Here is a 26,878-nt window from a genome sequence, read left to right as displayed (position 1 = left end):
GTTAACAACTATTTGAACTTTATCGAAAAAGGATGTGGGTAGTAAAATGAAGAGTATAGTTATAGCTTCGAATTGCAGTGGCGGTGGTAAAACCACAGTAACACTAGGAATTATGAAAGCACTAAAAAATAGAGGATTTAAGGTACAAGGGTATAAAGTGGGACCTGATTATATAGACCCAGCTTTTCATACAAAAATAACCGGTAGTGATTCAAGAAATTTAGATTTATATCTTATGGGTGAAAATGGAGTTAAGGCTAGTTTTTCTAGAGGCGAGGGAGACTTAGGAGTAGTTGAAGGTGTTATGGGCTTATATGATGGCAAAGGTACAGATACGTCATATTCTACTTATGATTTATCAAAGGTTTTAGACTTACCTATTATACTTGTGTTGTCGCCAAAGGCTCAGGTAGCAACTCTCTGTGCAGAAATAAATGGAATAGTGAATTTCAGAGATGCTAATATAAAGGGTATAATTCTAAATAATATTACAGAAGGTTATTATAATTTACTTAAAGCCGCTATTAAAGAAAACTGTAACTTGGAGGTTTTAGGCTATCTCCCTAAAGATGAGAGATTAGATTTGAAAAGTAGGCATTTAGGGCTAATTCAAAGCAGTGAAGTAGAGGATTTAGAAGGAAAAATTGAAATATGTGCCCAGTTATTAGAAAAGCATTTAGACATGGATTTGTTATTAGATGGATTTAAGGAAAGTGAAAAGTATGTAGATAATTTTCATGTGGAGAATAAGGGGAAAAAAATAGCTGTGGCCTATGACAAAGCCTTTAGTTTTTATTATAAGGAAAATTTGGAGCTTCTAGAGGAATTGGGAGAAGTTATATACTTTAGTCCCATTGAGGATAAGGAGTTGCCAGGTAATATTGATTTTCTTTATATCGGTGGAGGTTACCCAGAGGTATTTATAGGGGAGTTATCCCAAAATACATCTATGCTGGATAGTATAAAAATAGCTCTCAACAATGGACTGCGTTGTTATGCGGAATGTGGCGGATTAATGTACCTTACTTTAGGTGAAAAACCTCAGGGAGAAAAACTAGGAGTGGAAGATCAGACAGCACACAATGCAGTTGGTTTTTTTGAAGGTTATTATGCTTTGACAAAAACACTTCAGAATTTTGGATATGCAGAAATTAAGGTAAATGTAGAAAATAATATTATATCCAAAAACATGAGCATAAACTGTCATGAGTTTCATAAATCTATTGTTAAGCTCGAGGCAGAAAAAGTCTTTAAACTTTCTAAACAGGTTTATGATGGTAGCTTGAAAGATTGGAAATGTGGATATGTTATGAAAAATACCTTAGCAGCCTATGGACATGTGCATTTTTTCGGCAATTTAGAATGGTTTAAAGAGATTTTTAAATAGGTGAAAAGAAAAAGAATTAACTATATTCCTTTTATCCAAAATGTTTGGTACAATACATTAGTAGAAAATATTTTAGATTTAGTAAAGTTAACAGAAGGAGATTGCACATATGAAGATTAGTTTTTGTGAGAATAATGAAGGAATAGAAGAAGTTGTCGAAGCTGTTAGAAATGAGTACCCAGAATGTACAGTTACCACAAATAAATGTATAGGTGCCTGCGATAAATGTGGAAATACTCTAATTGCCAGAATAAATGGGAAATTAGTTGAGGCAGAAGATTGCGAAAATCTATTAGATATTATAGGCGAGTACATGGAGTTAGAATAGAATTTTCCTTAAATAACCCACTTTAGCGTTATAGCAGCTAAAGTGGGTTATTTTTATGTGCTATTTGTTGATTTAACTGTCTCACCCAATTTTCGTATCCAGTTGAATTAATTTTAAGCGTCCCAAAATTTGTATACTTAGTTAAATTAGTTGTTAACTGTCCCCGCAAATTGTGTAATTTAAATTTTCCTGTCCCCAAGCACACAGAGTTAAATTAATTCTTAACTGTCCCCACCCCACCCCCACATAATAAAATTACTTTTCGCATGTATCACTATTGATACATATAATCTATAGTGATATAATGGCAATATAATGCAATAAAGGAGGAGTTAAATTGAACAAAATAGCACTGATTACAGACACTACAAGCGATTTAAGTAGAGAATTCATAGAGAAATATAATGTTAATGTATTACCCTTTAGGATTATCTATTCTGATAGAGAATATTTAGACAATGTGGATATTACTCCACAAGAAGTTTATAAAAATATGGAGACCGAAGTACCTACATCCTCATTACCATCAATGAAGGATATGGAGGAGCTGTTTTTAAAATTAGAAGAACAGGGATATACTCATGCTATAGCAATAACGCTATCCACTGGGCTATCAGGTATATTTAATGCTATAAAACTTACAAGTGAAAATCATCCAAGTATTATTACTCACTTATGTGATTCACAATCCATAGCCCTTGGCGAAGGATTAATAGTAACTGAATGTGGAAGACTCATAGAAGAAGGAAAGAGCTTTGAAGAAGTTGTTGAAGCTATTCCATCTATTAAAAAGAGAATCCATCTATATTTTGTAGTAGGTACTTTAGAGTACTTAAAAAGAGGTGGAAGAATAGGCAAGGTTTCAGGCACTATAGCAGAGCTTTTAAACATTAAGCCTATTATCACTGTAGATACTGACGGTAAGTATATTACCAGTGAAAAGGTAAGGGGTAGAAAGCAATCCCTTAATAAACTTGTAGAACTTACAAACAATATTTTGGATAAAAAGAAGTGTAAAGTTTATATGCTTCACGGCCATGCAGAAGAAGAGGCTAAAAAAGTAATGGAGAGTATACGTCCTCATCCAAACGTTATTTCTATAGAATTTGGTGGATATATCAGCCCTGTATCAGGAGTTCATAGTGGACCAGGTTTAGTAGGAATGGTTTGTATAGAGGAACCTTAAATATAGATGGCTGATATAGAGATTAAAGAAAGTGAGATAAACATTAGGTCTGAAGAAAAAAGGCTTTATGAAGAATATAAGAAAAAACTTTTAGAACTTCGAAAGGTCCAAAAGGAAAAAGAAGCGGTAGGGCAAGTATTCACAAAAGGATTACTACCACTGTACGTGTTATTTATTCTAAGTTTAGGCGAAACTAATGGAAATGATATATCTCATAAAATTGGAGAGAGAACAAATGGTCTTTGGGTTCCTAGTACAGGCGGAATATACCCTCTTTTAAAAAGATTAGAAAAGGAAAAATTAGTGGTTGGTGAATGGAGTAGTTCTAAGAAAGCACAGAAAATCTATAAAATCACCACCGAAGGCATAAGGCAACTAGAAAATAAAAAATACTTATTGCAAGATAAAATTGAAGAAGCTTTAGAAGTATTTAAGATAATTTATAGTGATTTATATAAATAACATATTATAAAATAAAGAGCTGCAGGTGAATTCACTTGCGGCTCCTTTTGTACGTTCAGTGTTGGTGGTGAAAGTATTATTTGTAAATCTGTCCTCTGTTCCCAACATCAATTACAATTTTACTATTAAATTCTCACATAATTAGAGAATCAGTAGGTCTAGAACTATGCCCTAAGTTATTCTATAGATGTGGTTTAAACTATACTAATATTTACAAAATAAGAAGGAATTTAAAGATAAATATAGAAGATATTACATATGAAATTTCATTAGAGTGTCTAAACATAATGTCATCGCAGCCGATGAGGCGACAAAAGTAAAAAGCCATCGCTGCCACCCACGTGGAAAATGGCAAGTGTAAACTTGCCACTTGCCACGTGGGTGGCACCAGACCAAAAGGGGGAAAGCATGAAAAAAATCAGAGAACTTTTTAAATACACCTACGATTATAGAAAAAGGTATTTGTTTGGAATTGTATTTCTAATAATAGTTGATATATGTCAACTAATACCGCCAAAATTAATAGGATTTATAACAGACAATATTTCTAAGGGTACAGCAAGTAAAGGTTTACTATTAAAATACATATTGTTCATAGTAATGGTTGCAGCGCTTATGGCAATAGGTAGATACGTGTGGAGAATTTTCATTGTGGGTAGTTCAAGATTCGTGGAATACGATATAAGAAACAAATTTTTCACCCATCTACAAAGTTTGTCTACTAACTTTTATGATGAAAATAAAACAGGAGATCTTATGGCGCTAGCCACAAATGACCTTAATGCGGTGAGGATGGCTCTAGGACAGGGCGTAATTATGATTATAGATGCCGTAGTTCTAACTATAGCAACTATTGTTATTATGCTTAGCATAAATGTACGGCTTACGCTATTGTCACTTTTGCCACTTCCTTTTGTAAGCATAGTATCACTTAAATTTGGTAAGATAATGCACAGAAAATTTACTAAGGTTCAAGAAGCCTTCTCAAAGCTTACGGATATGGTTCAAGAAAATTTCTCTGGCATAAGAATTATTAAATCCTTTGTGCAAGAGGAAAGTGAGTTTCAGAAGTTTGATGTAGAAAACACCAATAATTTTAAAGCTAATATGTCCCTTATTAGAATATGGGGATTGTTCTCACCACTTATTGAATTTATTGCGTCCCTGGGGCTAGTACTATTAGTAGCCTTAGGTGGAGTATATGTAATTTACGGAAACATATCTCTGGGGGATTTCATAGCCTTTAATATGTATCTTGCCAATCTAATTTGGCCAATGATGGCTATAGGTTGGGTAATTAATCTTATTCAGAGAGGGTTTGCGTCACTAGAGCGAATAGAGAAAATTCTAAAAGAAAAACCTGAAATTTTTGATGTGAATACTAATGCTTCCGCAACACTTAAAGGCGATATTGTTATTAAAGACTTGAGCTTTAAGTATAAAACTATGGAAAAACCAGCCTTATCTGATATTAGTTTAACTGTAAAGTCAGGACAAACATTAGGTATAGTAGGACGCACAGGCAGTAGTAAAACTACCTTGGTTGAATTGCTCTTAAGGCTTTATAACGTAGAAGACGGTAAAATTTTTATAAATAATGAAGATATAAATAGGATTCCATTAAATACATTAAGAGAAAATATAGGTTTTGTATCTCAAGATTCCTTCTTATTCTCTAATATAATATCAGAGAATATAAATTTAGCCTTTGAAGAGCTAGACATGGATAAAGTAATTCAAAGCACTAAAGACGCAGACATTTATGATAATATAATGGATTTCCCAATGGGCTTTGAAACCATTGTTGGAGAAAGAGGAGTAACACTATCCGGTGGACAAAAGCAAAGAACCTCTATAGCAAGGGCTCTTATTAAAAATCCAGACATACTGATTTTGGATGATTGCTTATCTGCAGTAGATGCTAAAACAGAAGTTAAAATTCTTCAAAACCTAAAAAGAATAATGAAGGAAAAAACCTCTATTATAATATCTCACAGAATTTCTGCCGTAAAAGATGCAGATGCAATAATTGTGCTAGAAGAGGGAGAAATCATTCAAAGAGGAACCCACGCGGAGCTTATAAATGAAGTTGGCATATACAAAGACATTTATGAAAAGCAACTTATAGAGGAGCGAATCCAGTCTGAGGAGGAGGTGGCAGCTAATGGAAAATTATAATAATGAGGAAGAGAATATAACTAAAGAATATGACTCAAAGCTTATGAGGAGACTTCTAAAATTTGCAAAACCATACAAGTGGTACATAATCCTTGTAATATTTATAATGTTAATAGTAACAGCTATGGATTTAGCTCGTCCATACCTCATAAAGAATGCTATAGATAATAATCTAATGGGCTACAATAAAGAGTACACCATTGTAGCAAAGCCTCTAGAGAATAGTATCCCTCTAGGCGATAAGTATGTAGTTCAAGGATATCATAGAGTTGGTGAACCCTGCTCTATGGTATATCATAATAACAGTTACTATATAATCCATGCAAAAGTACAAGAAAACACTGAATTTAGTATAAAAGTTGATAGGTTTACGCAAGGAGGCGCTTCCTATAAGGCAGATATTATAAAGCCTGCGGATTTGAAAATACTAAGAAAAACCGATGCACAGGAAGTTATAAAAACTGCAGTATATATTGTTATAATAGCTATTCTGATTTTTATACTTAATTATATTCAGACATACATATTGCAATATACAGGGCAAAAGATTGTGTTTAGCATTAGGGAGGCAGTATTTAAACAGGTAGAGGGCTTGTCACTATCATTCTTTGATAAAAACCCTGTGGGGCGCCTTGTGACTAGGGTAACAAACGATGTGGAAACGCTAAATGAAATGTATACAGCAGTACTTGTTAATTTATTTAAGGATTTGTTCATGCTAGTGGGAATAATTATAGCTATGTTCATACTAGATGTTAAATTGGCACTAATTACTGTAGGGTCACTACCCTTTGTAATTTTCACGGCTTATCTGTTCAAGAAATATGATAGGGAAGCTTATAGAAAAGTAAGAGCTAGACTTGCAAGGATAAATTCCTCTATATCAGAAAATATATCTGGTATGAAAACCGTTCAGGTCTTTGGCAAAGAAGAGAAAAAATATAAGGAATTTGCAGAGGTAAATAAATCTTATAAAGAAGCCACCATGGGTCAAATAAAAGTATTTGCAATCTTTAGGCCTACCATGGATTTGTTTTCCTCCTTAACCTTGGCAGTACTTTTATGGTTTGGTGGAATAAGGGCAATTGATGGAAATATAAAACTAGGGGTGTTATTTGTTTTCATTAGTTATTTAATGCAGTTTTTCCAGCCTATATTTGACCTTACAGAAAAGTACGATATACTCCAATCCTCCATGGCATCCTCAGAAAGAATTTTTATGCTTATGGATAATCAGGAAAAAATTAATAATATTAAAAATCCAGTGGAAGTGGATAGACTTAAGGGAAATATAGAGTTTAAAAATGTTTGGTTTGCATATAAAGATGAAGATTGGGTTTTAAAAGATGTTAGTTTCAACATACAAATTGGTGAGAAAATAGCCTTTGTTGGAGCTACAGGTGCGGGAAAAACCTCCATTATAAACCTTATAACCAGATTATATGACATTCAAAAGGGTGAGATATTGGTGGATGGACAGAATATCAAGCATATGAGAAAAGAAAAGCTACGGGAAAACATAGCTACAGTACTTCAGGACGTATTTCTCTTTGCAGGGGACATAAAAGGTAATGTACGTCTAAATAATAAAAATATATCTGATGAGGATATAATAAAAGCCTGTAGATATGTGAATGCTGATAAGTTTATTGAAAAATTGCCCGAGAAATATTCTGCCCCTGTTAATGAAAGAGGTTCAACTTTTTCACAAGGTCAAAGGCAGTTAATAGCCTTTGCAAGAGCAATAGCTTTTGATCCACCAATACTAGTATTAGATGAAGCTACTTCTAATATAGATACAGAAACTGAAAGCTTAATTCAAGATGCATTAAATAAGCTTACAATAAATCGTACTACAATTATTGTGGCGCATAGATTATCTACTATTAAAAATGCAGACAAGATAATAGTGCTGCATAAAGGTAGGATACGAGAAATAGGAAATCATGAGGAGTTAGTTGAAAAACAAGGATTGTATAGCAATTTATATAAGCTACAGTATATGGAAGGGAAATAAAATGTAAATCAAAAAATCCCTATAAATAAATATAGGGATTTTTTAATACCTTTCGTGGAATATAAACTTCCATCCATTCATTATAAAGTGGAGATCCCATAAGTATTTCCCTCCTTACGTCTGTTTTCATCTCGCTAATCCATTCTGATTCGCAACCAGGAACTAAAAGCTCTACCCAATCTTCTGGTCTTATCAATACATTCATGTATTATAGGGGCTTCCTTAACTTTAAACATGCCACTTGCCACGTGGGTGGCACTAGAGATAATTTTTGCCTGCTAGATACCTTCACCGCTTGCACAGGGTTATAATAAACTTTTTGCATTTTATATATTTTCTATGGCTTTGTGCAATTTAGTTTCAAAATCCTCTATGGTTGAAATTCTAATGGATTTCCTGAAATACGTTATTAAAATAAAAAATAACCTTTTAAATAATTAAAGGTTATTTTTTATAATTTATATTGATGCTATCCCAGGAATCTATTGGTACCGTAGTGAAGTTATTCTACTGATGACTATTTTTTAGTATTTCTTTCACATATTCAACATCAAGATCATTTATTTCTGCAATATATTCTATAGAAAGTCCCTTTTTATATTGATTAAGTATTAATTGTTTTCGTTCATCTTTTCGTCCTTCTTCTCGTCCTTCTTCCTTATAGTGCAATTTCCTAATTTCCTCTATACTCATTTTAAATGCACCCCCTCTTATATTTTTGAAATTTTCATATTCTTTCTCTAACTCCGGATCTTGGAGTAAAAATAAGTATTCTAAAAAATCTACTAATGATTTTATTTGTTCACTATTTTTAACTTTATCATAAGTTGATAATTCTTCACCTAATTCTATTTTTGCCTTTAATATATCTTCATCTCTTGCACCTATTTCTAATAAATTTTTTGCCATTTTAAAAACTAATTTTAAGGGGTTATCATCATTAATTTCTTCAAACTTTATTTTTTCTACATCAATAGTTTTAAAGTTATATGTTAGTATAGTATTTTCTATCTCTGGTAGTTTATAAACATAGCTTTTATCCTTTCCACGGTCACCACTATAGGTATAAATTGCAGCAGCTACTATTTCTGAGTTATCCTTATACTTATATCTAAATTTGTCCCATATACTATAAAAGTATCTAAACATTCTTTCACCAAAAACTTCATACCCACTGCCATAACTTTGTACCTCTACATGTATAAATAATATCTTGCTTCCTTTATCTTTTAATCTCACTTTTATTATTTTATCCGATATTACTTTTTCACTACTATCTTTATCAAATATATCCTTTTGTATTTCTTGCAATTCTTTATCTAATGATTCTGTTCCGAGTTCCCAAGCTATATTATTAAATATCTCTGGAAAAAGTAATTCGACTATTTCTATTTCAAATGCTTCCAAAATTGATTTCCATGCTGCATCAAAATCATGTTTCTTTATCATCAGTTATTCACTTCCTTGTACTTCGTTAATTACTCTTATTATATTATATCGATTTTTTGTTTACATTAGTTTTTAACCATTAAAATAAAGTTGAAACCAAAAATAATCTTTTAAATGAATTAAAGGCTATTTATATAATTTATATGGAAGCTATCTGAAAATCTCTGAGCACTGACGTACATTGTTTCGATATCAAGGGTGATATTATGGGTGTTAAATATGTGGTATGAGGAGAAGAAAAGTAGGTTAACGCGTAAAAACCATTTTCATCCACAATATGCATACTCTAGCTAATTTCACACACCAATGGTGTGAGATTAATTTGGAAATAAGTATCGCTTATAATAGAGGAGAAAATCAAAGCTCCTAAAATACATCCATGTATTTTAAGAGCTTTCTTAAATCTAAACATGCCACTTGCCACGTGGGTGGCACCAGCTTAAAGTTCAAGCTTTAAGTCGCCTTCTCTTGTCCAGCCTTTATTTCTCATAAGCTCTGAGAAAATTAAGGTTAAGACTGCAGGGGCTATAAAGTGTAGAAGTATTATTTTTAATACTATTATGGAGGTAGGTTCACTGCCTTGCATAGCTGCCAGAGTTCCGAATTGACCTACAAGGCCACTTGTGCCCATACCTGCACCTAGTGAATTATTTTTCATGGAAAAAATAGTTGTAGAAAGAGGTCCCAAGATTGCACCTGCTAGGGTAGGGGGTATCCAAACTTGAGGACGGCGTATTATGTTAGGTAACTGTAACTTGGAGGTGCCTAGTCCTTGAGATAGTAAACCACCTACCTTGTTTTCTCTATAACTAGAAACAGCAAAGCCAATCATTTGAGCACTACAACCTACAGTAGCAGCACCGGCTGCAAGGCCTGACATATTAAGTGAAATTGCTATGGCTGCACTACTAATTGGAGAAGAGAGCGTCATGCCCATTAAAGTAGATACAGCGATACCCATTGGAATAGGCATAAGACTCGTAGCGGAATTTATGAGTGCACCTAAACCTATCATAAAGGCTGATATATAAGGACCAACAAATTTGCCTGCTATACTTCCAGTAACAATAGTAACAATGGGAACTATAACAATATCAAGCTTTGTTTTTCCAGACACTAAATTTCCAAGTTCGGCACCTATTACTGCAGCGACGAAAGCACCTACTGGTCCACCGCCCATATACATATATCCAAATGCACCAGTGGCAGCTGAGGAAAACATTGCAAGTGGGGTAACCTTTAAGCCCCAAGCAACAGCAACACCTATAGCGCAGCCAACTACGGGGGATTTAGATGAAATGATTGCTGCAAACTCTTTAAGAAAGTCAAGTCCTGGAATTTTTGATAATTGGCTTATTATTAGTCCAATGATTAATGAAGCAAATAGACCTAATGCCATAGCACTTAAGGCGCCTAATAAATATCTATTAATTCCTTTTTTTATAATGCTTTTTAATTTTTCCATGAGTTATCCTCCTAAAATAAAATATAATTGGTACAAACTATACATAAGTATATACCAGTGAATATACATACACAACTCACAATATTATAACATCTTCTTATAAACACATCAATATGACTATGAAAAAAGTATGAAGCCTAGTACAAATTAAAAAAGGCATAAAGCACCAGGAAGGTTTCCTAGAACTTTATGCCTTAAAGTTTCTTTTACAAATATTTAAAGTCTGTGATATGAAAAATGTGGTGTATAACTAGTCTTCGCGTACTTCTAAATAAGAACTACCATCAAGAGGAATTAGTGCTTGAAGGCCTGGTCGACCATTGAGTAGGCCTATAGCATAAACGGTGTAAAAACGTTGAGATTTTAGTTTTACATTAGGAATGTATAAAATTGTAGTTTTGGTGCCAGTAGGTCTAGCTTCTAAAGTATAGGTGCCCGCAGGAATTTGTATATAATCAGTAAATGCTTTGTAACTAATATTTTTAAATAGAATCTTACCATCTGGTAATACAATATCTACAGGGCCAGCATTAGGTGATAAATGAGCAAATTTAATATATACCATATCAGCAGGTTTTATAATTTTAGTTTCAGGAACAGGGAGTACATCAATGTTAGGCAATAAACCTATAGCTGCAACAGTATAAATTTTTTCAGGTGGAACAAAAAGGTTTTTATTAAGTATTGGGGTAGTTTTAGTACCCGCTGGATAGAGTTTTAAATTGTAATCACCAGTGATAACCTCTATATAATCTGTAAAAGAGGCATAGGCAAGGTTATTAAATTTCAATATATCATTAATATATACATCAACAGCTGGTGATTTAGGTGAAGCGTGAAGAATTCTAAAATATGAAGTCGCAGGGCTTACACGATATAGAGAATAAGGATTATAAACATTTTTTGGACAATAGAACATAAAAGGCTCCCTTCAAATATTTCTACTATACTAATATATGAAGAAAATTCCTGGAAGGTTACTGAAATTAGTTGGAATAAAATATGGTTGTTTGTAATAGACATATAAAGGGCTAAAAATACACTAAAGTATATATGTGTATTTTGTGATTTTAATTATAAAAATATTTAGAAAAGTGCAACTATATTGTAATGATAAACGTTATATAGATGTAAAACAAGAATACATATGAAATAGAGAAAATTTTAATATATATGTGAAAATTAAACCAAGTAAATAAAAGTAAAAAAGATTCAAAAAACTGCAACTAAATTACAAAGATAAACGTTATATAAGTGTGGAACTAGAAAACATATGAAATAGAGGAAACTTTGTTAACTATGTGAAAATTAATCCAAGTAAATAAAAGTAAAAAAGTTTTCAAAAACTTGCAACTAAAATATAACCATAAACGTTATATAAGTGTAAGTTATGAAAATAAATGGAATCAAGTTAAATTTTAATAAAAAAGTTGAAATTTAACCAAAAGAGTTATATAATACATATACCATGAATTTTATGTAAATGTATTACAATATCATAAATAACTCATGGCATTTCATAATATGGTAAACAAACGCCATACATTCTAAAAATATCACAAACACATTTAAGTCTTTAATTACTTTGTTACTTTAAAACATAATTACTTAGTTTTATAGTAACAAAAAAATAGCTCTCTAGGGGGTGTAGTTAAAGAAGACGGAATTGTAATCTTTAAAAGAGACTACAATCATAATCATGTTTTTATTTTTAACAAAATAAAAAGTATATATTAATGGGAGGGACAAACTATATGAAACAAATCAAAAAATCACTAAGCATATTCATGGCAGCAATATTTGTAATGGCCGGAGTTTTAGGCAATGTTACTGCAAAAGCTGCAACAGCTACTCCAATACTAGCTGTAGTTAATCCAACAGTAAATTATGTTGGAATAAGCCATTCACCACTAATTGTTGGAGATACTGAAAATTTTACAGTAACTTCAAACTATACAGGTGATGTTCAGTACAGAGCATTCCAATTCGATGGTAAAGCATGGACAGAATTAACAAAAGGATACACAGAAGCAGTTAATGCTAAAACACCTTATGTATTACCAGAAACAGCAAAATATACATTAGGACAACACAAACTTTCAGTATGGGTAAAAAAAGCTGGAACAACAGGCGTTCAAAAGAATAGCCTAGGCGATTTTGATACTTACTATGCAGCTTCACTTAACTGTGTTTCTAAAAATGATTCTAACAGAGTATACGCTAATGGAAAAGCTAACTTTGAAACTAGCGGTTTAACAGTTAAATTCAACGGAATAGAAGGAATAGGCGGAATCGAAGGACCATACCTATACAGAATGCATATATACAATCCAACAACTGGAGTATGGACAAATAGAGTATCAGATTACTCTGCAACTCCATCATACACATTTGAAAAAGCAGGAACTTACATGGTTGTTGTACATGCAAATACAGCAAAATCAACAACTTGGAAAAATTACTTAGCAGAAACAGATAAAACTATTAAAAACCAAGGTAAAACTTATGGAACATATGAGGCTTGGAAAACAATAATGGTAACTGTTACTGATTCAACAACAGAAATATTTAAAACTACTATTGCACCATCTACTACTGGCGTTGGAGCAATAGGAAGTGTAACTTTAACAGCTGATGGCGTTAAAACATTTGCTACAGCTAAAAAATACCAAATATTTGATGGAGTAACTCCTATATCAGCTATCGTTGATCTTGGAACATCTACAACAGTTTTCCCAGCAAAAGTTGCAGGAGACAAAGTAAATGTTAAATTACTAGATGCAAGTTCAGTATTAGTTAAAGAAATACCAGTAGCTTTAGGACAATCAGGAACAATTACAACAGTACCACCTGTTAAATCAGAAGTTACTGCAACAGTAAAACCATCTACTACTGGAGTTGGATCATTAGGAACTGTTACTTCAACTCAAGCAAACGCAGTTAGTTATCAAATACTTGACGGCGTAAATCCTATTTCAGCTATCGTTAAATTAGGAGCAACTACAACAATATTCCCAGCAAAAGTTGCTGGAGATAAAGTTACAGTTAAATTATTTGATGCAGCTGGAACAGTAGTTGGAACATCAGAAGCAGTAGTTTTAGTAGCTGCTAAATAATAGCTTTTAAAAGAACTTTAACCCTTAATTAAAATTTAATTAGGGGTAGTTAATAAAAAATATTAAAATAAAACCAAATTAAATGGAGGTAGAAATATATGAACAAGAAAATTACAAGTTCAGCTCTTGCTGCATTAATGGTAGCAGGATCAACATCTTTCTCAGCTTTTGCTGCAATGACTAATGGTACAGTAGTAATAGGTAACAAAGCATTTGACATAAACTATGTTAATGATGTAAAAAATGTTACTGAAATCACTAATGCAATACTTACAGGTGGAACAATTTACGTTAAAGATTTCGCTGGAAATTGGATAGACAATGTTTCAGGATTAAAAGTAGATGCAAGTAAGATACCAGCTGTAACTTATAAAAGTGCTGCTGGAGTAGAAACTAAATTTGATGCTGCAGATAAAGATGCTGTAAGTACATTAACAGTTGCATCAGTAACTGCTGTTAATCTTTTAGAAGTAGAAGTTAAATTCTCAACATCTGTAGATAAAGCAACTGCACAAAATAAAGATAATTATACAATAGCTTCAGCTAAAACAATAAAAACAGCTTCATTATTAGAAGATGGTACTACTGTTAGATTAACCCTTGATGCTTCTGTTGCAGGTAATTATCTTGCAAATCAAAAAGCAGATAAGATTTCTATCAAAGGCGTTAAAGCAGGAGATAAAGTTTTAGATGTTAAGGACATGGTATTTACACCAGTTGATAGCACGATTCCAACAGTTGTTAGTGTTGTTCCACTAGGAACTAAAGCGGTAAAGGTAGTTTTTTCTGAACCAATTAAGACTGCATCAATTGGTAGTTTCAAATTAGATGGAAAAGCATTCTACGGTTCACCTTCAGTTGGAGATAGAGAAGTTACATTAACTCCTTATGACACAACTACATTAACAGTTGGAGAGCATACTTTAACAATAGTTGGAGCAGAAGACTTCTCAGGTTTAAAATCTTTAAACTTTGAACAGAAATTCACAGTAGTAGAAGACAAAGTCGCACCTACTATGACTGAAGTATCAGCTACTTTAGAAAAATTAACTGTTACATTTAGCGAAGATGTTGATCCTAATACAGTAGACGTTGCTAATGTATACTGGAAATCAGGAGATACTAAGATAAAAGCAACTGCAAAGACTAGAGTCGCAGGAAACAAGTATGATTTTGAATTCATAGGAGTTGGCAAATCACTACCATCTTATGAAACTGTAGTAAATGTTGAAGGTATAAAAGATTATAGCGGAAATGTTATAACTGAAACTACAAAGTTAGTTAAAGCAACTTTAGATCAAACAAGACCAGAAGTGCTTCAGATTAAAGCAAATGCTGATAATAAATCATTTAAAATTACATTCAACAAGAAGATTAATGTTTTAAGTTCATATAGAGATTTTGTTGTAGTTACTGATAAAGATAGTAAGGTTAGAAGTATTAATACTGCATCTTTAGTTACAGAAGATGGTAACGCAGTTATTGTTACAATGTATGAAGCATTACCACAAGGAACTAATACAGTTAAGGTTTCTGGAATTAAAGATGCAACTACATTACAAAACACTATGCTAGATTATACACAAGAATTAACATTAGGAGATACAACTGCACCTAAGTATGCTTCACACTCTATAGCTTATAGCCCAACAACAGGTGTTAGAAGAGTAGTAGTTGCATTTAACGAAAAAATGGATGCAGCAACTCTTGCAAACCCAAGTAACTATGTTATGACTTATAATGGTGTTCAAAGAACATTACCATCAGATGCAACGCTATCAGTAGTACAAGATTCTAAAGCAATCCTTATTGACTTTCCAAGCAGAATTGATAATGAAGAGTTATTATTTGGTGCTTCAGGATTAACTGAAGTAAAAGTAATGGGAGTTAAAGATATAGCAGGAAATGTGTTAGATGGTTTTGTATATCCAGTAGGCATATCAGCTATTCAAACGGTGAATTTAAAAGCTTACTACAAAGATACAACAGCTACATCTGCAGCAGGATTTAAAGCAGCAGCTATAACAGGATTAAAAACAATAAAAGTATCATTTGATCAGGGTATTGCAAAAGCTAGTGCTAATGATTTTACAGTAGTAGGATCAGATGTAGAATCAGTAACAACAGATAATACAAATGTAGTAACACTTAATTTAAAAAATCCTCTTGTTAATACAGGAATTAAACCGGTTATAACAATAAGAGGAACTGATTCAACAATTAATACTGTAGCGGGTCAAATAGGTATTGGTTCACAAACTGCTTTAACAATAAACGCTACAGGTATAATTGATGAACTAGCACCAAGAGTTCAATTAGCCGCATCACCAGCTATAACAGAATTCGTAGTATCAGGAACTATAGCACAACAAGTAATAACTGTTGGATTTACTGAAAATCTTGCAGGAGATGCGATTGTAAGTTCAGGTGTAGATCAATTCTATGCTCAAGACTTTGTAGTTACTAGAGACTCAGATGGAAAAATATTAAGTCCGAACACTGATTATACTACTAATTTAATGGCTGACAATTCAAAGGTACAGATAACAGTAAGTGGAAATACTGCTGAAAATGGAAAATATAGAGTAGCAGTTAAATCTGATGCAAAATATATCCAAGATACAGAAGCTTACGATGCAGTCTATGCTTTACCACAAAGCAATCTATTTGCAGTAGCAGATTTAACATTAGCAAGTGCAATAAGTGCTGCAGCAGCTGAAGCAGTAAATGTAGCTAAGTTTACAACTGCAACAAACGCAGCAGCAGTGGGAACATTGTTAGATGCAAATGAAATGACATTAACATTAACAAATTATGCTGGATTAGATGCAACTGGTAAAACGGAAGTAGCAACAGCATTATTTACAGCTAAAGCAACATTAACAACAAAAACAAAAATACAAGATGCAGTAACTCCAGCAATAGCAACAGCAAAAACAGCATCAGACGCAAGAGCAGCAGCAGCATCAGCAGCAGCATCAGTATCAACAGTTAAAGGCTTAGTAGCTGCAGCACCATATTCAATGACTACAATATTAGCTATAGATGAACCTGCAGTAAAAGCAGCGATTGAAGCTAAAATTGCAACATTGGCAATGGATGGCGTAACAGCAACAGTAACAAAAGTTCTTTACACACCAGCTGTAGCAGGTACAACAGATGGAACTTACACATTCACAGTAGGATTGTCAAAAGGTGCTGCAACAGCTACAACAGCAACATTGACAATGACAATTTCAAAATAGGAGCAAGCTCAGTCATACCTCCCTCGTAGCAAGCTCACTTCGCTCACAAAGACCCCCGAGGGTAACCCGAAAGGTGTCAAAACGAGAGAGTTAGAATGTTAACAACAATTAAACAATAATATTAAGAAGAGAGAGAACCGTCAGAAATGATGGTTCTCTTTTTCTGTATTTGTCGTGGAGGGCAAGCGAAAGCTAGGCGAAGATGGGACATCTGATGCGGATTTAGCAGATGTGAAGTTGGTTAGAAAAGTTGAGAGACTTAGAAAAGAATAAGGACAAAAAAACTTGGCGGAAGCCAGGAATGGGAACTGCTCAAATATATGAAAATATATTTGAGCAGTTTTTTCGTCGTTAAAGTTCTATTTCACGACATTTATAGAATATTGATTGATTATAGTGTCTAGGTAAATAGTGAATAATGTAAGAAAAGACGATATAATAGTGATATCTATATGTAGTATTTATGTGCCAACAAGCAGTAGAAAAACTAGTTAAGGGTCTTTATGTTCTATATACAGGAGAAGAGGCAGATAGAACTCACAATATAGCAAGGGTATATAATAAAATATTCAATGAGGATAAAAATATAAAAGTTATTAATGATCAAAAATTCAATAATAAGTCACAAGAGTACATGGAATTCTTTGGAGAGTTACTATATTATTATATAATTATATAGCTGAAAGGTATCCATCCTATAAAGAAAAATTATCATCAACTATTTCTAAGGATAATGGAAAAAAAGTATTGGATAGAACAGAGGAGGTATTTAAATGGTTAAAGTCTCTGAATCAGTACAAAATATAGAAGAGAAGTATGTGCAAAAAATAGGTGCACAGATTCCAATAAGTAAAGTAATATTGTTTGGTTCTTATGCGAAGGGAACTTATGACAAAGACAGTGATATAGATTTGGCAATTTTCTCTGACTATTTTGAAGGAATGAAAGGTGTTGATGCCTTTAAATTTCTATTCATGCAGACTCTTGAATATGATGCAGATTTAGAACCTCTTGCATTTACATCAGCAGATTATAAAGAACCTATTGGTATAGTTGAAGAAATATTAAAAACCGGAATAGAGATATCAACTAGCAATTTCGCTCAAATATAATATTAAACTAGTAGCAAGTTTAACCCTTCGGGTCTCACAAAAACCCCCGGGGTAACCCGAAAGGCATTTAAAATAATTTGTGAAAAGTTTGTTAATAAATTATATTTTAAAAGAATTTTGAAGATATACTATAATGAGAGGTGAAGAAAATGGATGATGAAATAAAAGCTATGTTTGTAAAACTACTAGAAGGACAAAACAGGGTTGAAACCGAAGTAAAAAAGAACTCAATTAAACTTGAATCCATAGAAGCAAAGATAGATGTGATAGCAGAAATACAAACAGCACATAAAGAACAAAATGAAATAGCTTTCAAAGATTCAAGTTCATTAACAGAAGAAAAAGTGGATTTATTTGGAACCTCAAGGAACCTCAATAAAGAGCATTTCAAAGGACGTTAAGGAAGTCAAAGAAAACATAGATGTAATGAAAGATCTACTAGGTAGAAATCAAATAGATTATTGAAATATTAAAGCGTAGACCAGTTTAACAACAAAATTTAAGCTCCATTACAAGGCTTGTACAGGCCTTGTTTTTATTTTAGGTAGCAAGTTTAAAACCCTCTAGGGTAAACTGAAAGGTGTCTAAACTTAGCAAGAATAGCAAAATGAATAATGAAAGAAAGACATGAAAACACACGAATTAATTCACTCTTATGGATTTCGCCATGAGGGTGATTTTTTATTTTTTCAAGGTATAAAAAAGAAAAAGGTGTCAAGAATTAAAATGTAAATCTAAAGAAAGGAATAAACAGCATGACAAATCTTGCACGTATTTGGTATCGAAACACAAGCTATCATATAACATGTAGAGGTAATAGAAGAAGTGATATTTTTAAAGATGATGAAGATTTCCAGGTATACTTAGAAATTATTAAAGAAGCTATAGAACACTTTAATAATGATTACGAAATAACTTGCTACTGCCTAATGGATAATCATATACATATACTTTTAAAAACAAAAGAAAGACATATGAAAGACTTTATGGCCAGGGTAAGCAGTATCTACGCTAAGTTTTTTAATGATAAATATAATTATATCGGCCATTTATATCAAGATAGATATTTTGCAGAGCTTATAGAATCGGACTCACAAATGCTTGATACAAGCAGATATATTCATCTTAACCCTGTTAAAGCCAATATGGTTGAAAAACCTGAGGATTATAACTGGAGTAGCTATAGTATGTACATCGGAGAAAAAGAAGAGAAATTAATAACATCAAAAGACGTGCTTTCATATTTTAAAAAAGGCAAAGAAAGAGAATTATATAAAAAATTTGTGGAAACCGCTATAATGGATAAATTAAAAAAGGGAGAAGATGAGATAGATGGCATCAGTAGTTAATAGTTTTTCGTTAGCAGGTATAGATGCTTATACTGTTAAAATAGAAACAGACACTATATATGGAAAGCCAAGCATTAATATTGTAGGGCTTGGAGATACCACAGTAAAAGAATCAAAAGAAAGGTTAGAAGCTGCAATAAAAAATGCTAAATATGAATTACCGAAAATGAAAATAGTAATTAATTTATCTCCAAGTGATATAAAAAAGAGTGGATCCCATTTTGATTTAGGTATGGCTATAGGGATTTTAATACGTTCAAAACAAATAACTGTTAATGAAATAGAAAAAATCGGATTTATTGGAGAACTTTCTTTAAATGCAGATTTAAGAGCATGCAGTGGAATTTTGCCCATGGTTATTGCTGCTAAAAATAGTGGAATAAATAATATAGTGGTAGCTAAAGAAAATATGGAAGAGGCATCCTTAGTTAAAGATGTTAATATATTTGCTTTTGAAACTCTACAAGAAGTTATTGAATTTATAGAGAGGGTTAATCCATATAAACCTGTAATAAGCGGCAAAGCTAATCAAAAGATAAAAAGAACAAATTTGCTAGATTTTGAAGATGTAAAAGGGCAAGAAGGAATTATAGAATTTATATTAGTAGCAGCTGCAGGAGGACATAATATGCTTATGACAGGAACACCGGGCTGTGGAAAGTCAATGATTGCAAAGCGGATTCCAACAATACTTCCAGGCATGAATGAGCAGGAAGCATTAGAAGTAACAAAAATATATAGTGTTTCAGGACTTTTGAAAAGTAAAGGTAATCTAATAACAGAAAGGCCTTTTAGAGCGCCACATCACAATGCATCAATGAATTCAATTATAGGTGGGGGCAATAACGCTATGCCAGGAGAAATATCTCTAGCACATAATGGGGTTTTATTTTTAGATGAGATAGCAGAATTTAATAAACAAGCTCTAGATTCATTAAGACAGCCATTAGAAGATGGTAATGTAACTATATCAAGAGTAAAATATACCAATACATATCCATCTAATTTTATGCTGATTGCAGCAATGAACCCCTGCCCCTGTGGTTATCGTGGAACAAGTAGATGTCGGTGCACTGATTATGAAGTGCTTAGATATAGAGAAAAAATTTCAGGACCAATATTAGATAGAATAGATATACAAAAATATGTTCAGCCAGTTAATTTCATAGATATTTCAAATAGTAAATCAAGTAGTACATCAAAAGAGCTAAGAGAAAAAGTAGAGAATGCAAGAAAGATTCAACAGAAAAGATTTGAAAAAATAGAGAACATAAATCGTAATGCACAAATGACAACCTCTCACATTAAAGAATTTTGTTCATTAGACAAAGAGAGTATAGAATTTTTGAAAAAAGCTTTTGATAGATTTAATTTTAGTGCGAGAAGCTATCATAAATTTTTAAAGTTATCACGTACCTTTGCAGATATGGACAATTCTAAGGATATTAAAAAGACCCATGTAGCGAAAGCATTAATGTGCAGAGATTTGGATAAGGAACAATCAAAAATGATTGCTATGATTTAATTTATAACTTAAGGAGAACATTATGGAAGTATATTGGCTATGGCTAAGCTTAATAAAGGGAATAGGACCTGTTACAGCTAAAAAACTTTTACAACATTACAAAAACCCCTATTGTATTTACAATGCAACTAAAGATGAATTAGAAAATATTAATGTATTAAATATAAATCAACTTGAAGAATTAATTACTTCAAAATCCTTGGAAAATGCACAGAATATAATTAAAGAATGTAAAGCAAGAGAAATAAAAGTACTTACTTGTAGTGATGAATTGTATAAAGAAAAAGCGAAACTATGCTCGAAATCACCAATTGTGTTATTTTACAGGGGTACTATTATAAAAGAAAATTTAAGTGTTGGAATTGTAGGAGCAAGAAGATGTACAGAGTATGGTAAAAAGGTCGCAGCAGAAACAGGCGAATATTTAGCTCAAAATAATGTAACTGTAATAAGTGGAATGGCAAAGGGAATTGATAGCTACGCTCACACAGGTTGCCTAAAAAGTGGTGGGTACACTCTTGCTTTTTTAGGAAGTGGTGTGGATATATGTTATCCTTGCGAACATTCAGTCTTAATGAATAGGATAATAGAAAATGGAGCTGTGATTTCTGGGTTTTTACCATCTACAAAGCCAATTCAAAGCAATTTTATAATGAGAAACTACCTATTAAGTGCATGGTGTGAAAAGCTGCTGGTTGTTGAAGCAAGTGAAAGAAGTGGAGCATTAACAACTGCTAAATTCGCCAAAGAAAATAAAACTGAGATTTATGCAGCACCAAATAATATTTATGCTGAAGAAGGTAAAGGAACTAACAAGTTAATTGAAGAAGGAGCTAAAATATATTTAACACCGAATCAATTAGTAGATAAGAAAAATTGTTTGAATATAAGTACTTGCCAAGATGTGGATTCTTATAATTTATCAATATTGCAAAATCAAATATTGAGTTTACTAAGAAATAAGCCTAAGAACTTAGAAGAAATTTTATTTTTAATAAAAGGAAAAAGGGAGGTTATAATAGAAACACTATCTATTATGGAAGTTGAAGGTATGACTCAATGGACTCCACAAGGCATCACTAGCAATATTAACAGGTGGTGACCCAGATAGTGTGCAACGATAAAAATCCATTGATTAAGCTGAATAATAGAATAAATAAAGGATAGTTAATTATGTTTGGTATAAGTTATAAAAGAAAAAAATATGGGAGGGTAGGTTCTTCATCGTCAAATAAATGTAAATTTAGTGAAGTTGATTTTTTTGTACATATCTCTGCACTCACTTCTGAACCATTCATAATTTTGAAAAATGCGTCAATAGGGTATACTTTTGCATTAATATCAAGTTTAGCCTGTGCAATTTTTTCACAGCCACAGTCTGGACATTTCTTTTCTCGTTCCATTAACTTATCCTCCTGCAATATTTATTTTCATAAGATACTATTCAGATTCTAATTGACTTTGTAAATTAAATATACCATAAATTTACTATTCATACAATTTTTTATTGTAAAAATTACTCTTCTTTAAATGCCAATATCTATGCTAAATAGCCTGTGAAATATAACGATATTTCACAGGCTATTTAGTCACCATGCACCTCAAAACCGAATTTCGGTGGCGGGTCTCTTTTTCTAGCTCACTACATAAATCATATAAAAGTTGTGTGAAGTTTGGGTATAGTATAATTTAAACTTTAATGGTATAATTTGAGTTATATTAGTAATAGGTGTTGGAGCATAAGGTAACATAGCTAATTCTGAAGTAGAGAAAACTAGTTTTAAAAATTAGATATTGAGTATAAGACACAAAATATAACTAACTTAAATTAAAAGAACTGAAAACAATAATTAATATTTGATTAGTGATAGTTAATAAAGTATATAAATTAAACTTAAATAAATGGGGGTACAAATATATGAACAAGAGAATTACAAGTTCTGTTCTTACTGCTTTAATGATAGCGGGATCAACATCTTTCTCAGCTTTTGCTGCAATGCCGAGTGGTACAGTTGTAATAGGTAGCAAAGCTTTTGACTTAGCTTATGTTAATGACCAAGCAAACCTTGTTGAAATAGGTAGTGCGATAGTTGCAGGTGGAGCAGTTTATGTTAAAAATTTTCAAGGGGATTGGATTAACAATACAAATGGATTAAAAGTAGAAGCTAGTGTTATACCAGCTGTAGTTTATAAGAATGCTGAAAAAGAAATTAAATTTGATGCTGCAGATAAAGATGCAGCAGGTGTTAAGGATACATCATACCTAGCAACATTTACTAATATAACAAATGCAATTACCAATACATCCAATGTTGTTTATTTTACAGCAGTAGATCAATATGGAAAGACTTATAATATAGTAACAGATTCTTCTTATAAAGTAACAGCAACAGTAAATGGCATGCCTTTAACAAGAGAAGTAACATTAGGGGCAGAGAATAATATGGCAAAAATCACAATAGCAAAAGAATTGGTTGAAAATGACGCTGTAGTTGTTAAAGTAGAAAAATTTGATAAAGATGCAACAGATAAAACGGCTAAATTAATAACTTCAATAAGCTCTGCATACATAGTGGCAAAAGATGGAATCATTTCTCCTAAGTCAATTATAGGGGTATCTTCATCCGTAGATACTATCTTAGCAGGGGATGCAGGGGTAACTTTAACAGCTGATATAAGAAATCAATTTAACAACCCAATGTCAGATGCAGGTACAGATAAAACCTTAGTAAGATGGGTAGTAGATGCAGGTATGGATTTAATTGATGATACTGGAATACTGGGAAATGAATCGCAAACTGACAATGATACACAATTAAATAAAGTAACATTCAAAGCTATAAAACCAGGCAAAATAACAATAAGTGCATATAATATTGCTAATGGCGCTAAAGCTACTTATACAGTTCAAGTAGGACAAGCTAAACTTACAGCAGTTAGGTTAACTTCAGAAAATCCAGTTACTAAGTTTAATAATGAAGATATTAAATATAATAAAATAGCTCGAAATGATGGTGTTTTATTAACACCAAATATGATTAAATTCAATGTAACCGCTAAAACTGTGAATACAGTTGCAAGTGATATAACAGTTACAGCCACACTGAGAGGTGGTACTAGTGCTGATAAAAGTGATATAGTAATCAGTGCTAAAACAGCAAAAGTCGGAAGATATGAAGTTACTCCATATGTAGGGACGGCCTTTGATGCAGAAGCAACTATAAAATCTGAAAAATTTGAGGTAGTAACTACATTAAATCCAGTTGCAACAAAGATTAATGCAATAACATTATCAAAACTTAAAGTTGATATAAAACAAACATCAAATTTAGTGATAAGAAATACTCATAATGAAGTTATAGACGTAACTTCTAATAATGTTAACGTTTCAGTTTTAAAAAATGGGGTAGTATCTAACAAAGTAATAGTCGAAAAATTAGATAAAGATGGCAAGATAGCAACTACAGAGGCAGTTAAATCATTAAGGTTTGCGGCTATAGAGGCTGGAGACTATACAGTACGTGTAAATGTTAATGGAACAGCTGCAACTTATGATGTAGTAGTTTCTGCAGAAGTTACATCACTTCAATCAATAGAACTTGGGGATAACATTGCAGACTATAGTATAGTAGCTAATGCGGTAGCCCCTGTTTACAGAGTAATAAGTGTAAAAGATAACAAAGGTGATAAAATAACTCCTGATACTAAAGATTGGACTATCTCAACTAAAAATGGTGCAAATGTTATTGCGAGTTTTGCAAGTATTGTTTATTATAAGCATAATGAAAAAGGACTTATTATAGATGCTACATCAGTGGATGCTGAAGGAATAGCTGTAAAATTCGCTCCAAATGCAGCATCAGTAAATAATTATGCTGTAGACACAACATTAGCGGTAATCGTTGGAAGTAAGGCAATAGACGGAGCGGGGGTCATTAAAGATACATTAAATGTAACTGTAAAAGCTAAGAGTACAGTAAAAACTATAACATTAGCAGACACCACCATTGCAATAATTCCTGGAGCTACTGTTAAAAAAGAAATAGTCATACTTGATCAATATGCAAGAGCTATAACTGATCCTGCAATGGTAACAGCTACAACCGCAGATGGAACAAAAGTTAGCGCAGTAGTTTCTTATGATGTATTAGCTAAGAAGATGTATGTAACATACACTGGTAAAAAAACAGGAACTGATACAATAGTAGTAAAATCAATGGCTGATGATGCTATAAAATTAACTGTAAATGTAACTATTGGGGATAACACAAATATAAACTCAATAGCATTTGATGCGAATAATTACAAAGTATACAATTCAACTGATGATACTAAGGATCAAACAGTATTATTAACTTATAAAGTAAATGGTGGAGCAATAGACGTTCCTGCAAGTGCAATTAGTGTAATTGCTGATTCAAGTTTAGTTACTGTAACTAAAGCTGGTTCAACAATAAGCGTTAAAGCTAAAGCAAATGATGCTACAACAGGTATTGGGGATAAAGATTCACTTATAACAATAAGCATTCTTACAGCTAATGGAAAAACATCTTCAATATATTTAACATTCTCTGATGATGCATTAATAGTTGATAAATCAACAGTTGTAATCAAAGACACTGTGGATGAAAGAAAAGATGTAGCAGGAGTACAGTTATTAATTGGTAAAGATGAAGATGGAAATGCTAATCTCGAGACAACAGGACAGATTGTTTTATTAGGTAAAGATCAGTACGGAATTGAAAAAGAAGTACAAGCTGAGACAACTTGGGCCTCTACTAATGATGAAGTAGCTACAGTAAATGCAACTGGTATCGTTACAGCAGTAAAACCTGGTAAAACAACTGTAACAGGTTTCTATAAGGGAAACTTATATACTATAGAAGTTGAAGTAGCAGAAGGTATATAATAAATAACAAACTTACATCATTGGCAAAGTCCACAAAAGGGTAGAGGACATTTAACAGGATAACGAAAGACTGAAAGGCTCTGAGAATGGGTCATTTTATGCGGATTTAAAGTGGATTGTATCCTATATTTAGGGGTTGGAATGCTTACGATAAAAGAATCAGGTCCTCTTGGAACTGTATTAAAGATACCTAATTATGTGATAAAAACGATTTATTGGGAACAGTATTTTCAAAAGATAGGTGAAGATTATAATATTGAAATTCAAAAGATTAGAATTGCAGTAAATGAAATGAGAATGAATGGTAACATCGAAGCTTTTATAGAGATTGTAAAAGGTTTATTAGAAAACTTATCTAATAGAGATCTTATACAAATAGATGAGAAAAATGTAAAGATAATGTTTCTCACACTAGTGGCGTGCAATTAACTTGAAAAAGGGATAGAAGATTCATAGTAAACTATGAATCTTCTATCCCTTTTTTTATTATTTTATCAAGTATACAAATGTCATATTCCCTATTACTATGGAAACTGGTTGTGGTGAAGTCAATGCCTTGGGAGTAACCCCATCGTAAAAAAACAATGCACTATTTGTTGGATCGTTTCCACTAAGTGCTTCCTGTGCAGCCTTCACAGCACTTTCACTTGCAGGTCTATTAATGTTACCATTCAGTACCGGCGTAAATTCATAATTACCATTTGTTTTTTGATTAATAACAGCACTTATTGAATTTGGAAAGAGGTTGTGCTTAACTCTGTTTACAACTACTGCACCTACAGCAACTTGAGCATTATAAGGCTCTCCTTGTGCTTCGGCCGTTATTAATCTAGCTAGCATGTCCAAATCACTTGCTGTATATTTTATAGCCGTAGATTTGGTTTGCGCTGCAGTAGAGCTAGTTGTTTCAGGAACCTTGAGAACTTGTCCCGGAAAAATAAGATCGTTCCACTTGTTATTAGCTTCCCTTAAATTATTTAATGATTCTCCAAAATTATGAGCTATCACAGACAAGCAATCCCCACTTTTTACAGTATAAGGTTTGGTTGTTAATGTATCTGCAAATACATTTTGTGATGCAATCATTGGGATACCGATTGTTAATACTGATGTTAGAAAAATTGTTTTTAGTGGTCTAAAATTGATCATT

General features: G+C 32.5%; 20 protein-coding genes and 2 pseudogenes. 16 read left to right on the top strand and 6 right to left on the bottom strand.

The annotated features are described in order from the left end of the window. Positions 1–46: 46 nt before the first annotated feature. From G9F72_RS21650 to G9F72_RS21625, 6 genes are all read left to right on the top strand, one after another. Positions 47–1,387 carry a cobyrinate a,c-diamide synthase gene (locus G9F72_RS21650; protein WP_164958245.1) on the top strand — a complete coding sequence of 447 codons (1,341 nt, stop codon included), beginning with the start codon at positions 47–49 and terminating at the stop codon, positions 1,385–1,387. A 109-nt stretch (positions 1,388–1,496) separates the two neighbouring features. Continuing rightward, positions 1,497–1,715, top strand: a complete 219-nt coding sequence (locus G9F72_RS21645; protein ID WP_164958246.1) for a DUF1450 domain-containing protein — start codon at positions 1,497–1,499, stop codon at positions 1,713–1,715. A gap of 337 nt (positions 1,716–2,052) precedes the next feature. Further along, complete coding sequence (locus tag G9F72_RS21640) at positions 2,053–2,901, top strand: DegV family protein (RefSeq protein ID WP_164958247.1); 849 nt, start codon at positions 2,053–2,055, stop codon at positions 2,899–2,901. A gap of 6 nt (positions 2,902–2,907) precedes the next feature. Beyond that, complete coding sequence (locus tag G9F72_RS21635; RefSeq protein WP_164958248.1) at positions 2,908–3,363, top strand: PadR family transcriptional regulator; 456 nt, start codon at positions 2,908–2,910, stop codon at positions 3,361–3,363. A gap of 408 nt (positions 3,364–3,771) precedes the next feature. Further along, positions 3,772–5,541 carry an ABC transporter ATP-binding protein gene (locus G9F72_RS21630; RefSeq protein WP_164958249.1) on the top strand — a complete coding sequence of 590 codons (1,770 nt, stop codon included), beginning with the start codon at positions 3,772–3,774 and terminating at the stop codon, positions 5,539–5,541. Continuing rightward, entirely contained in the window at positions 5,528–7,558 is a 2,031-nt protein-coding gene (locus G9F72_RS21625) for an ABC transporter ATP-binding protein (RefSeq protein WP_164958250.1), read from the top strand. The genes G9F72_RS21630 and G9F72_RS21625 overlap by 14 nt, the downstream gene beginning before the upstream one ends. 19 nt (positions 7,559–7,577) lie before the next feature. On the opposite strand, the gene G9F72_RS21620 is transcribed toward G9F72_RS21625, so the two are convergent. The 4 genes from G9F72_RS21620 to G9F72_RS21605 all read right to left on the bottom strand — a co-directional run bounded on the left by G9F72_RS21620 (position 7,578) and on the right by G9F72_RS21605 (position 11,391). Next, positions 7,578–7,763, bottom strand: a complete 186-nt coding sequence (locus tag G9F72_RS21620; protein ID WP_164958251.1) for a hypothetical protein — start codon at positions 7,761–7,763, stop codon at positions 7,578–7,580. Positions 7,764–8,065: 302 nt separating this feature from the next. Further along, positions 8,066–9,007, bottom strand: coding sequence for an Rpn family recombination-promoting nuclease/putative transposase (locus G9F72_RS21615; RefSeq protein WP_164958252.1), 942 nt, complete (start codon positions 9,005–9,007; stop codon positions 8,066–8,068). 439 nt (positions 9,008–9,446) lie between these two features. Continuing rightward, positions 9,447–10,472, bottom strand: coding sequence for a PTS transporter subunit IIC (locus tag G9F72_RS21610; protein ID WP_164958253.1), 1,026 nt, complete (start codon positions 10,470–10,472; stop codon positions 9,447–9,449). A gap of 250 nt (positions 10,473–10,722) precedes the next feature. After that, entirely contained in the window at positions 10,723–11,391 is a 669-nt protein-coding gene (locus G9F72_RS21605) for a DUF4397 domain-containing protein (protein ID WP_164958254.1), read from the bottom strand. An 835-nt stretch (positions 11,392–12,226) separates the two neighbouring features. Between G9F72_RS21605 and G9F72_RS21600 the strand changes: the two genes are divergently transcribed. From G9F72_RS21600 to dprA, 8 genes and pseudogenes are all read left to right on the top strand, one after another. Continuing rightward, entirely contained in the window at positions 12,227–13,588 is a 1,362-nt protein-coding gene (locus G9F72_RS21600) for a hypothetical protein (RefSeq protein ID WP_164958255.1), read from the top strand. 98 nt (positions 13,589–13,686) lie between these two features. Further along, positions 13,687–16,833, top strand: a complete 3,147-nt coding sequence (locus tag G9F72_RS21595; RefSeq protein WP_164958256.1) for a hypothetical protein — start codon at positions 13,687–13,689, stop codon at positions 16,831–16,833. Positions 16,834–17,290: 457 nt separating this feature from the next. Beyond that, positions 17,291–17,512: pseudogene (locus G9F72_RS21590) on the top strand (HEPN domain-containing protein); the annotation flags it as partial. Positions 17,513–17,606: 94 nt separating this feature from the next. After that, positions 17,607–17,945, top strand: coding sequence for a nucleotidyltransferase domain-containing protein (locus tag G9F72_RS21585; RefSeq protein ID WP_164958258.1), 339 nt, complete (start codon positions 17,607–17,609; stop codon positions 17,943–17,945). A gap of 140 nt (positions 17,946–18,085) precedes the next feature. Further along, positions 18,086–18,346 (top strand): hypothetical protein, encoded by a 261-nt coding sequence (locus tag G9F72_RS21580; RefSeq protein WP_224676211.1) that lies wholly within the window; start codon positions 18,086–18,088, stop codon positions 18,344–18,346. Between the two features lie 354 nt (positions 18,347–18,700). Further along, the gene (locus tag G9F72_RS21575; RefSeq protein WP_164958260.1) at positions 18,701–19,294 is read left to right on the top strand and encodes a transposase; all 594 of its coding nucleotides are present in this window, start codon (positions 18,701–18,703) and stop codon (positions 19,292–19,294) included. Next, the gene (locus G9F72_RS21570) at positions 19,278–20,819 is read left to right on the top strand and encodes a YifB family Mg chelatase-like AAA ATPase (protein WP_164958261.1); all 1,542 of its coding nucleotides are present in this window, start codon (positions 19,278–19,280) and stop codon (positions 20,817–20,819) included. Before G9F72_RS21575 ends, G9F72_RS21570 begins: the two co-directional genes overlap by 17 nt. A gap of 22 nt (positions 20,820–20,841) precedes the next feature. Continuing rightward, positions 20,842–21,921: a DNA-processing protein DprA gene (dprA, locus tag G9F72_RS21565; RefSeq protein WP_164958262.1), complete on the top strand. Its 1,080-nt coding sequence runs from the start codon at positions 20,842–20,844 to the stop codon at positions 21,919–21,921. An 85-nt stretch (positions 21,922–22,006) separates the two neighbouring features. Here dprA and G9F72_RS21560 read toward each other — a convergent pair whose 3' ends face one another. Then, complete coding sequence (locus tag G9F72_RS21560) at positions 22,007–22,222, bottom strand: hypothetical protein (RefSeq protein ID WP_224676210.1); 216 nt, start codon at positions 22,220–22,222, stop codon at positions 22,007–22,009. A 515-nt stretch (positions 22,223–22,737) separates the two neighbouring features. Between G9F72_RS21560 and G9F72_RS21555 the strand changes: the two genes are divergently transcribed. Both G9F72_RS21555 and G9F72_RS21550 read left to right on the top strand, forming a co-directional pair. Continuing rightward, positions 22,738–25,728 carry an Ig-like domain-containing protein gene (locus tag G9F72_RS21555; protein ID WP_164958263.1) on the top strand — a complete coding sequence of 997 codons (2,991 nt, stop codon included), beginning with the start codon at positions 22,738–22,740 and terminating at the stop codon, positions 25,726–25,728. A 135-nt stretch (positions 25,729–25,863) separates the two neighbouring features. Beyond that, a pseudogene (locus G9F72_RS21550) lies at positions 25,864–26,145 on the top strand (hypothetical protein); the annotation flags it as partial. Between the two features lie 69 nt (positions 26,146–26,214). On the opposite strand, the gene G9F72_RS21545 reads toward G9F72_RS21550, so the two are convergent. Continuing rightward, positions 26,215–26,877: a cell wall hydrolase gene (locus G9F72_RS21545; RefSeq protein ID WP_164958264.1), complete on the bottom strand. Its 663-nt coding sequence runs from the start codon at positions 26,875–26,877 to the stop codon at positions 26,215–26,217. Position 26,878: the final 1 nt, after the last annotated feature.

The sequence above is a fragment of the Clostridium estertheticum genome (genome assembly GCF_011065935.2).
GTDB lineage: Bacteria > Bacillota > Clostridia > Clostridiales > Clostridiaceae > Clostridium_AD > Clostridium_AD estertheticum_A.
Note: the sequence above shows the minus strand (reverse complement) of the source record. Positions and strands in the feature narration are given on the sequence as shown.

Bases quoted from the DNA above. Each gene is read 5' to 3' on its own strand.
- G9F72_RS21620 (WP_164958251.1), bottom strand. From the start codon at position 7,763: ATGAATGTATTGATAAGACCAGAAGATTGGGTAGAGCTTTTAGTTCCT.
- G9F72_RS21595 (WP_164958256.1), top strand. From the start codon at position 13,687: ATGAACAAGAAAATTACAAGTTCAGCTCTTGCTGCATTAATGGTAGCA.
- G9F72_RS21650 (WP_164958245.1), top strand. From the start codon at position 47: ATGAAGAGTATAGTTATAGCTTCGAATTGCAGTGGCGGTGGTAAAACC.
- G9F72_RS21630 (WP_164958249.1), top strand. From the start codon at position 3,772: ATGAAAAAAATCAGAGAACTTTTTAAATACACCTACGATTATAGAAAA.
- G9F72_RS21555 (WP_164958263.1), top strand. From the start codon at position 22,738: ATGAACAAGAGAATTACAAGTTCTGTTCTTACTGCTTTAATGATAGCG.
- G9F72_RS21645 (WP_164958246.1), top strand. From the start codon at position 1,497: ATGAAGATTAGTTTTTGTGAGAATAATGAAGGAATAGAAGAAGTTGTC.
- G9F72_RS21575 (WP_164958260.1), top strand. From the start codon at position 18,701: ATGACAAATCTTGCACGTATTTGGTATCGAAACACAAGCTATCATATA.
- G9F72_RS21600 (WP_164958255.1), top strand. From the start codon at position 12,227: ATGAAACAAATCAAAAAATCACTAAGCATATTCATGGCAGCAATATTT.
- G9F72_RS21615 (WP_164958252.1), bottom strand. From the start codon at position 9,007: ATGATAAAGAAACATGATTTTGATGCAGCATGGAAATCAATTTTGGAA.
- G9F72_RS21570 (WP_164958261.1), top strand. From the start codon at position 19,278: ATGGCATCAGTAGTTAATAGTTTTTCGTTAGCAGGTATAGATGCTTAT.
- G9F72_RS21635 (WP_164958248.1), top strand. From the start codon at position 2,908: ATGGCTGATATAGAGATTAAAGAAAGTGAGATAAACATTAGGTCTGAA.
- G9F72_RS21610 (WP_164958253.1), bottom strand. From the start codon at position 10,472: ATGGAAAAATTAAAAAGCATTATAAAAAAAGGAATTAATAGATATTTA.
- dprA (WP_164958262.1), top strand. From the start codon at position 20,842: ATGGAAGTATATTGGCTATGGCTAAGCTTAATAAAGGGAATAGGACCT.
- G9F72_RS21560 (WP_224676210.1), bottom strand. From the start codon at position 22,222: ATGGAACGAGAAAAGAAATGTCCAGACTGTGGCTGTGAAAAAATTGCA.
- G9F72_RS21605 (WP_164958254.1), bottom strand. From the start codon at position 11,391: ATGTTCTATTGTCCAAAAAATGTTTATAATCCTTATTCTCTATATCGT.
- G9F72_RS21585 (WP_164958258.1), top strand. From the start codon at position 17,607: ATGGTTAAAGTCTCTGAATCAGTACAAAATATAGAAGAGAAGTATGTG.
- G9F72_RS21545 (WP_164958264.1), bottom strand. From the start codon at position 26,877: ATGATCAATTTTAGACCACTAAAAACAATTTTTCTAACATCAGTATTA.
- G9F72_RS21625 (WP_164958250.1), top strand. From the start codon at position 5,528: ATGGAAAATTATAATAATGAGGAAGAGAATATAACTAAAGAATATGAC.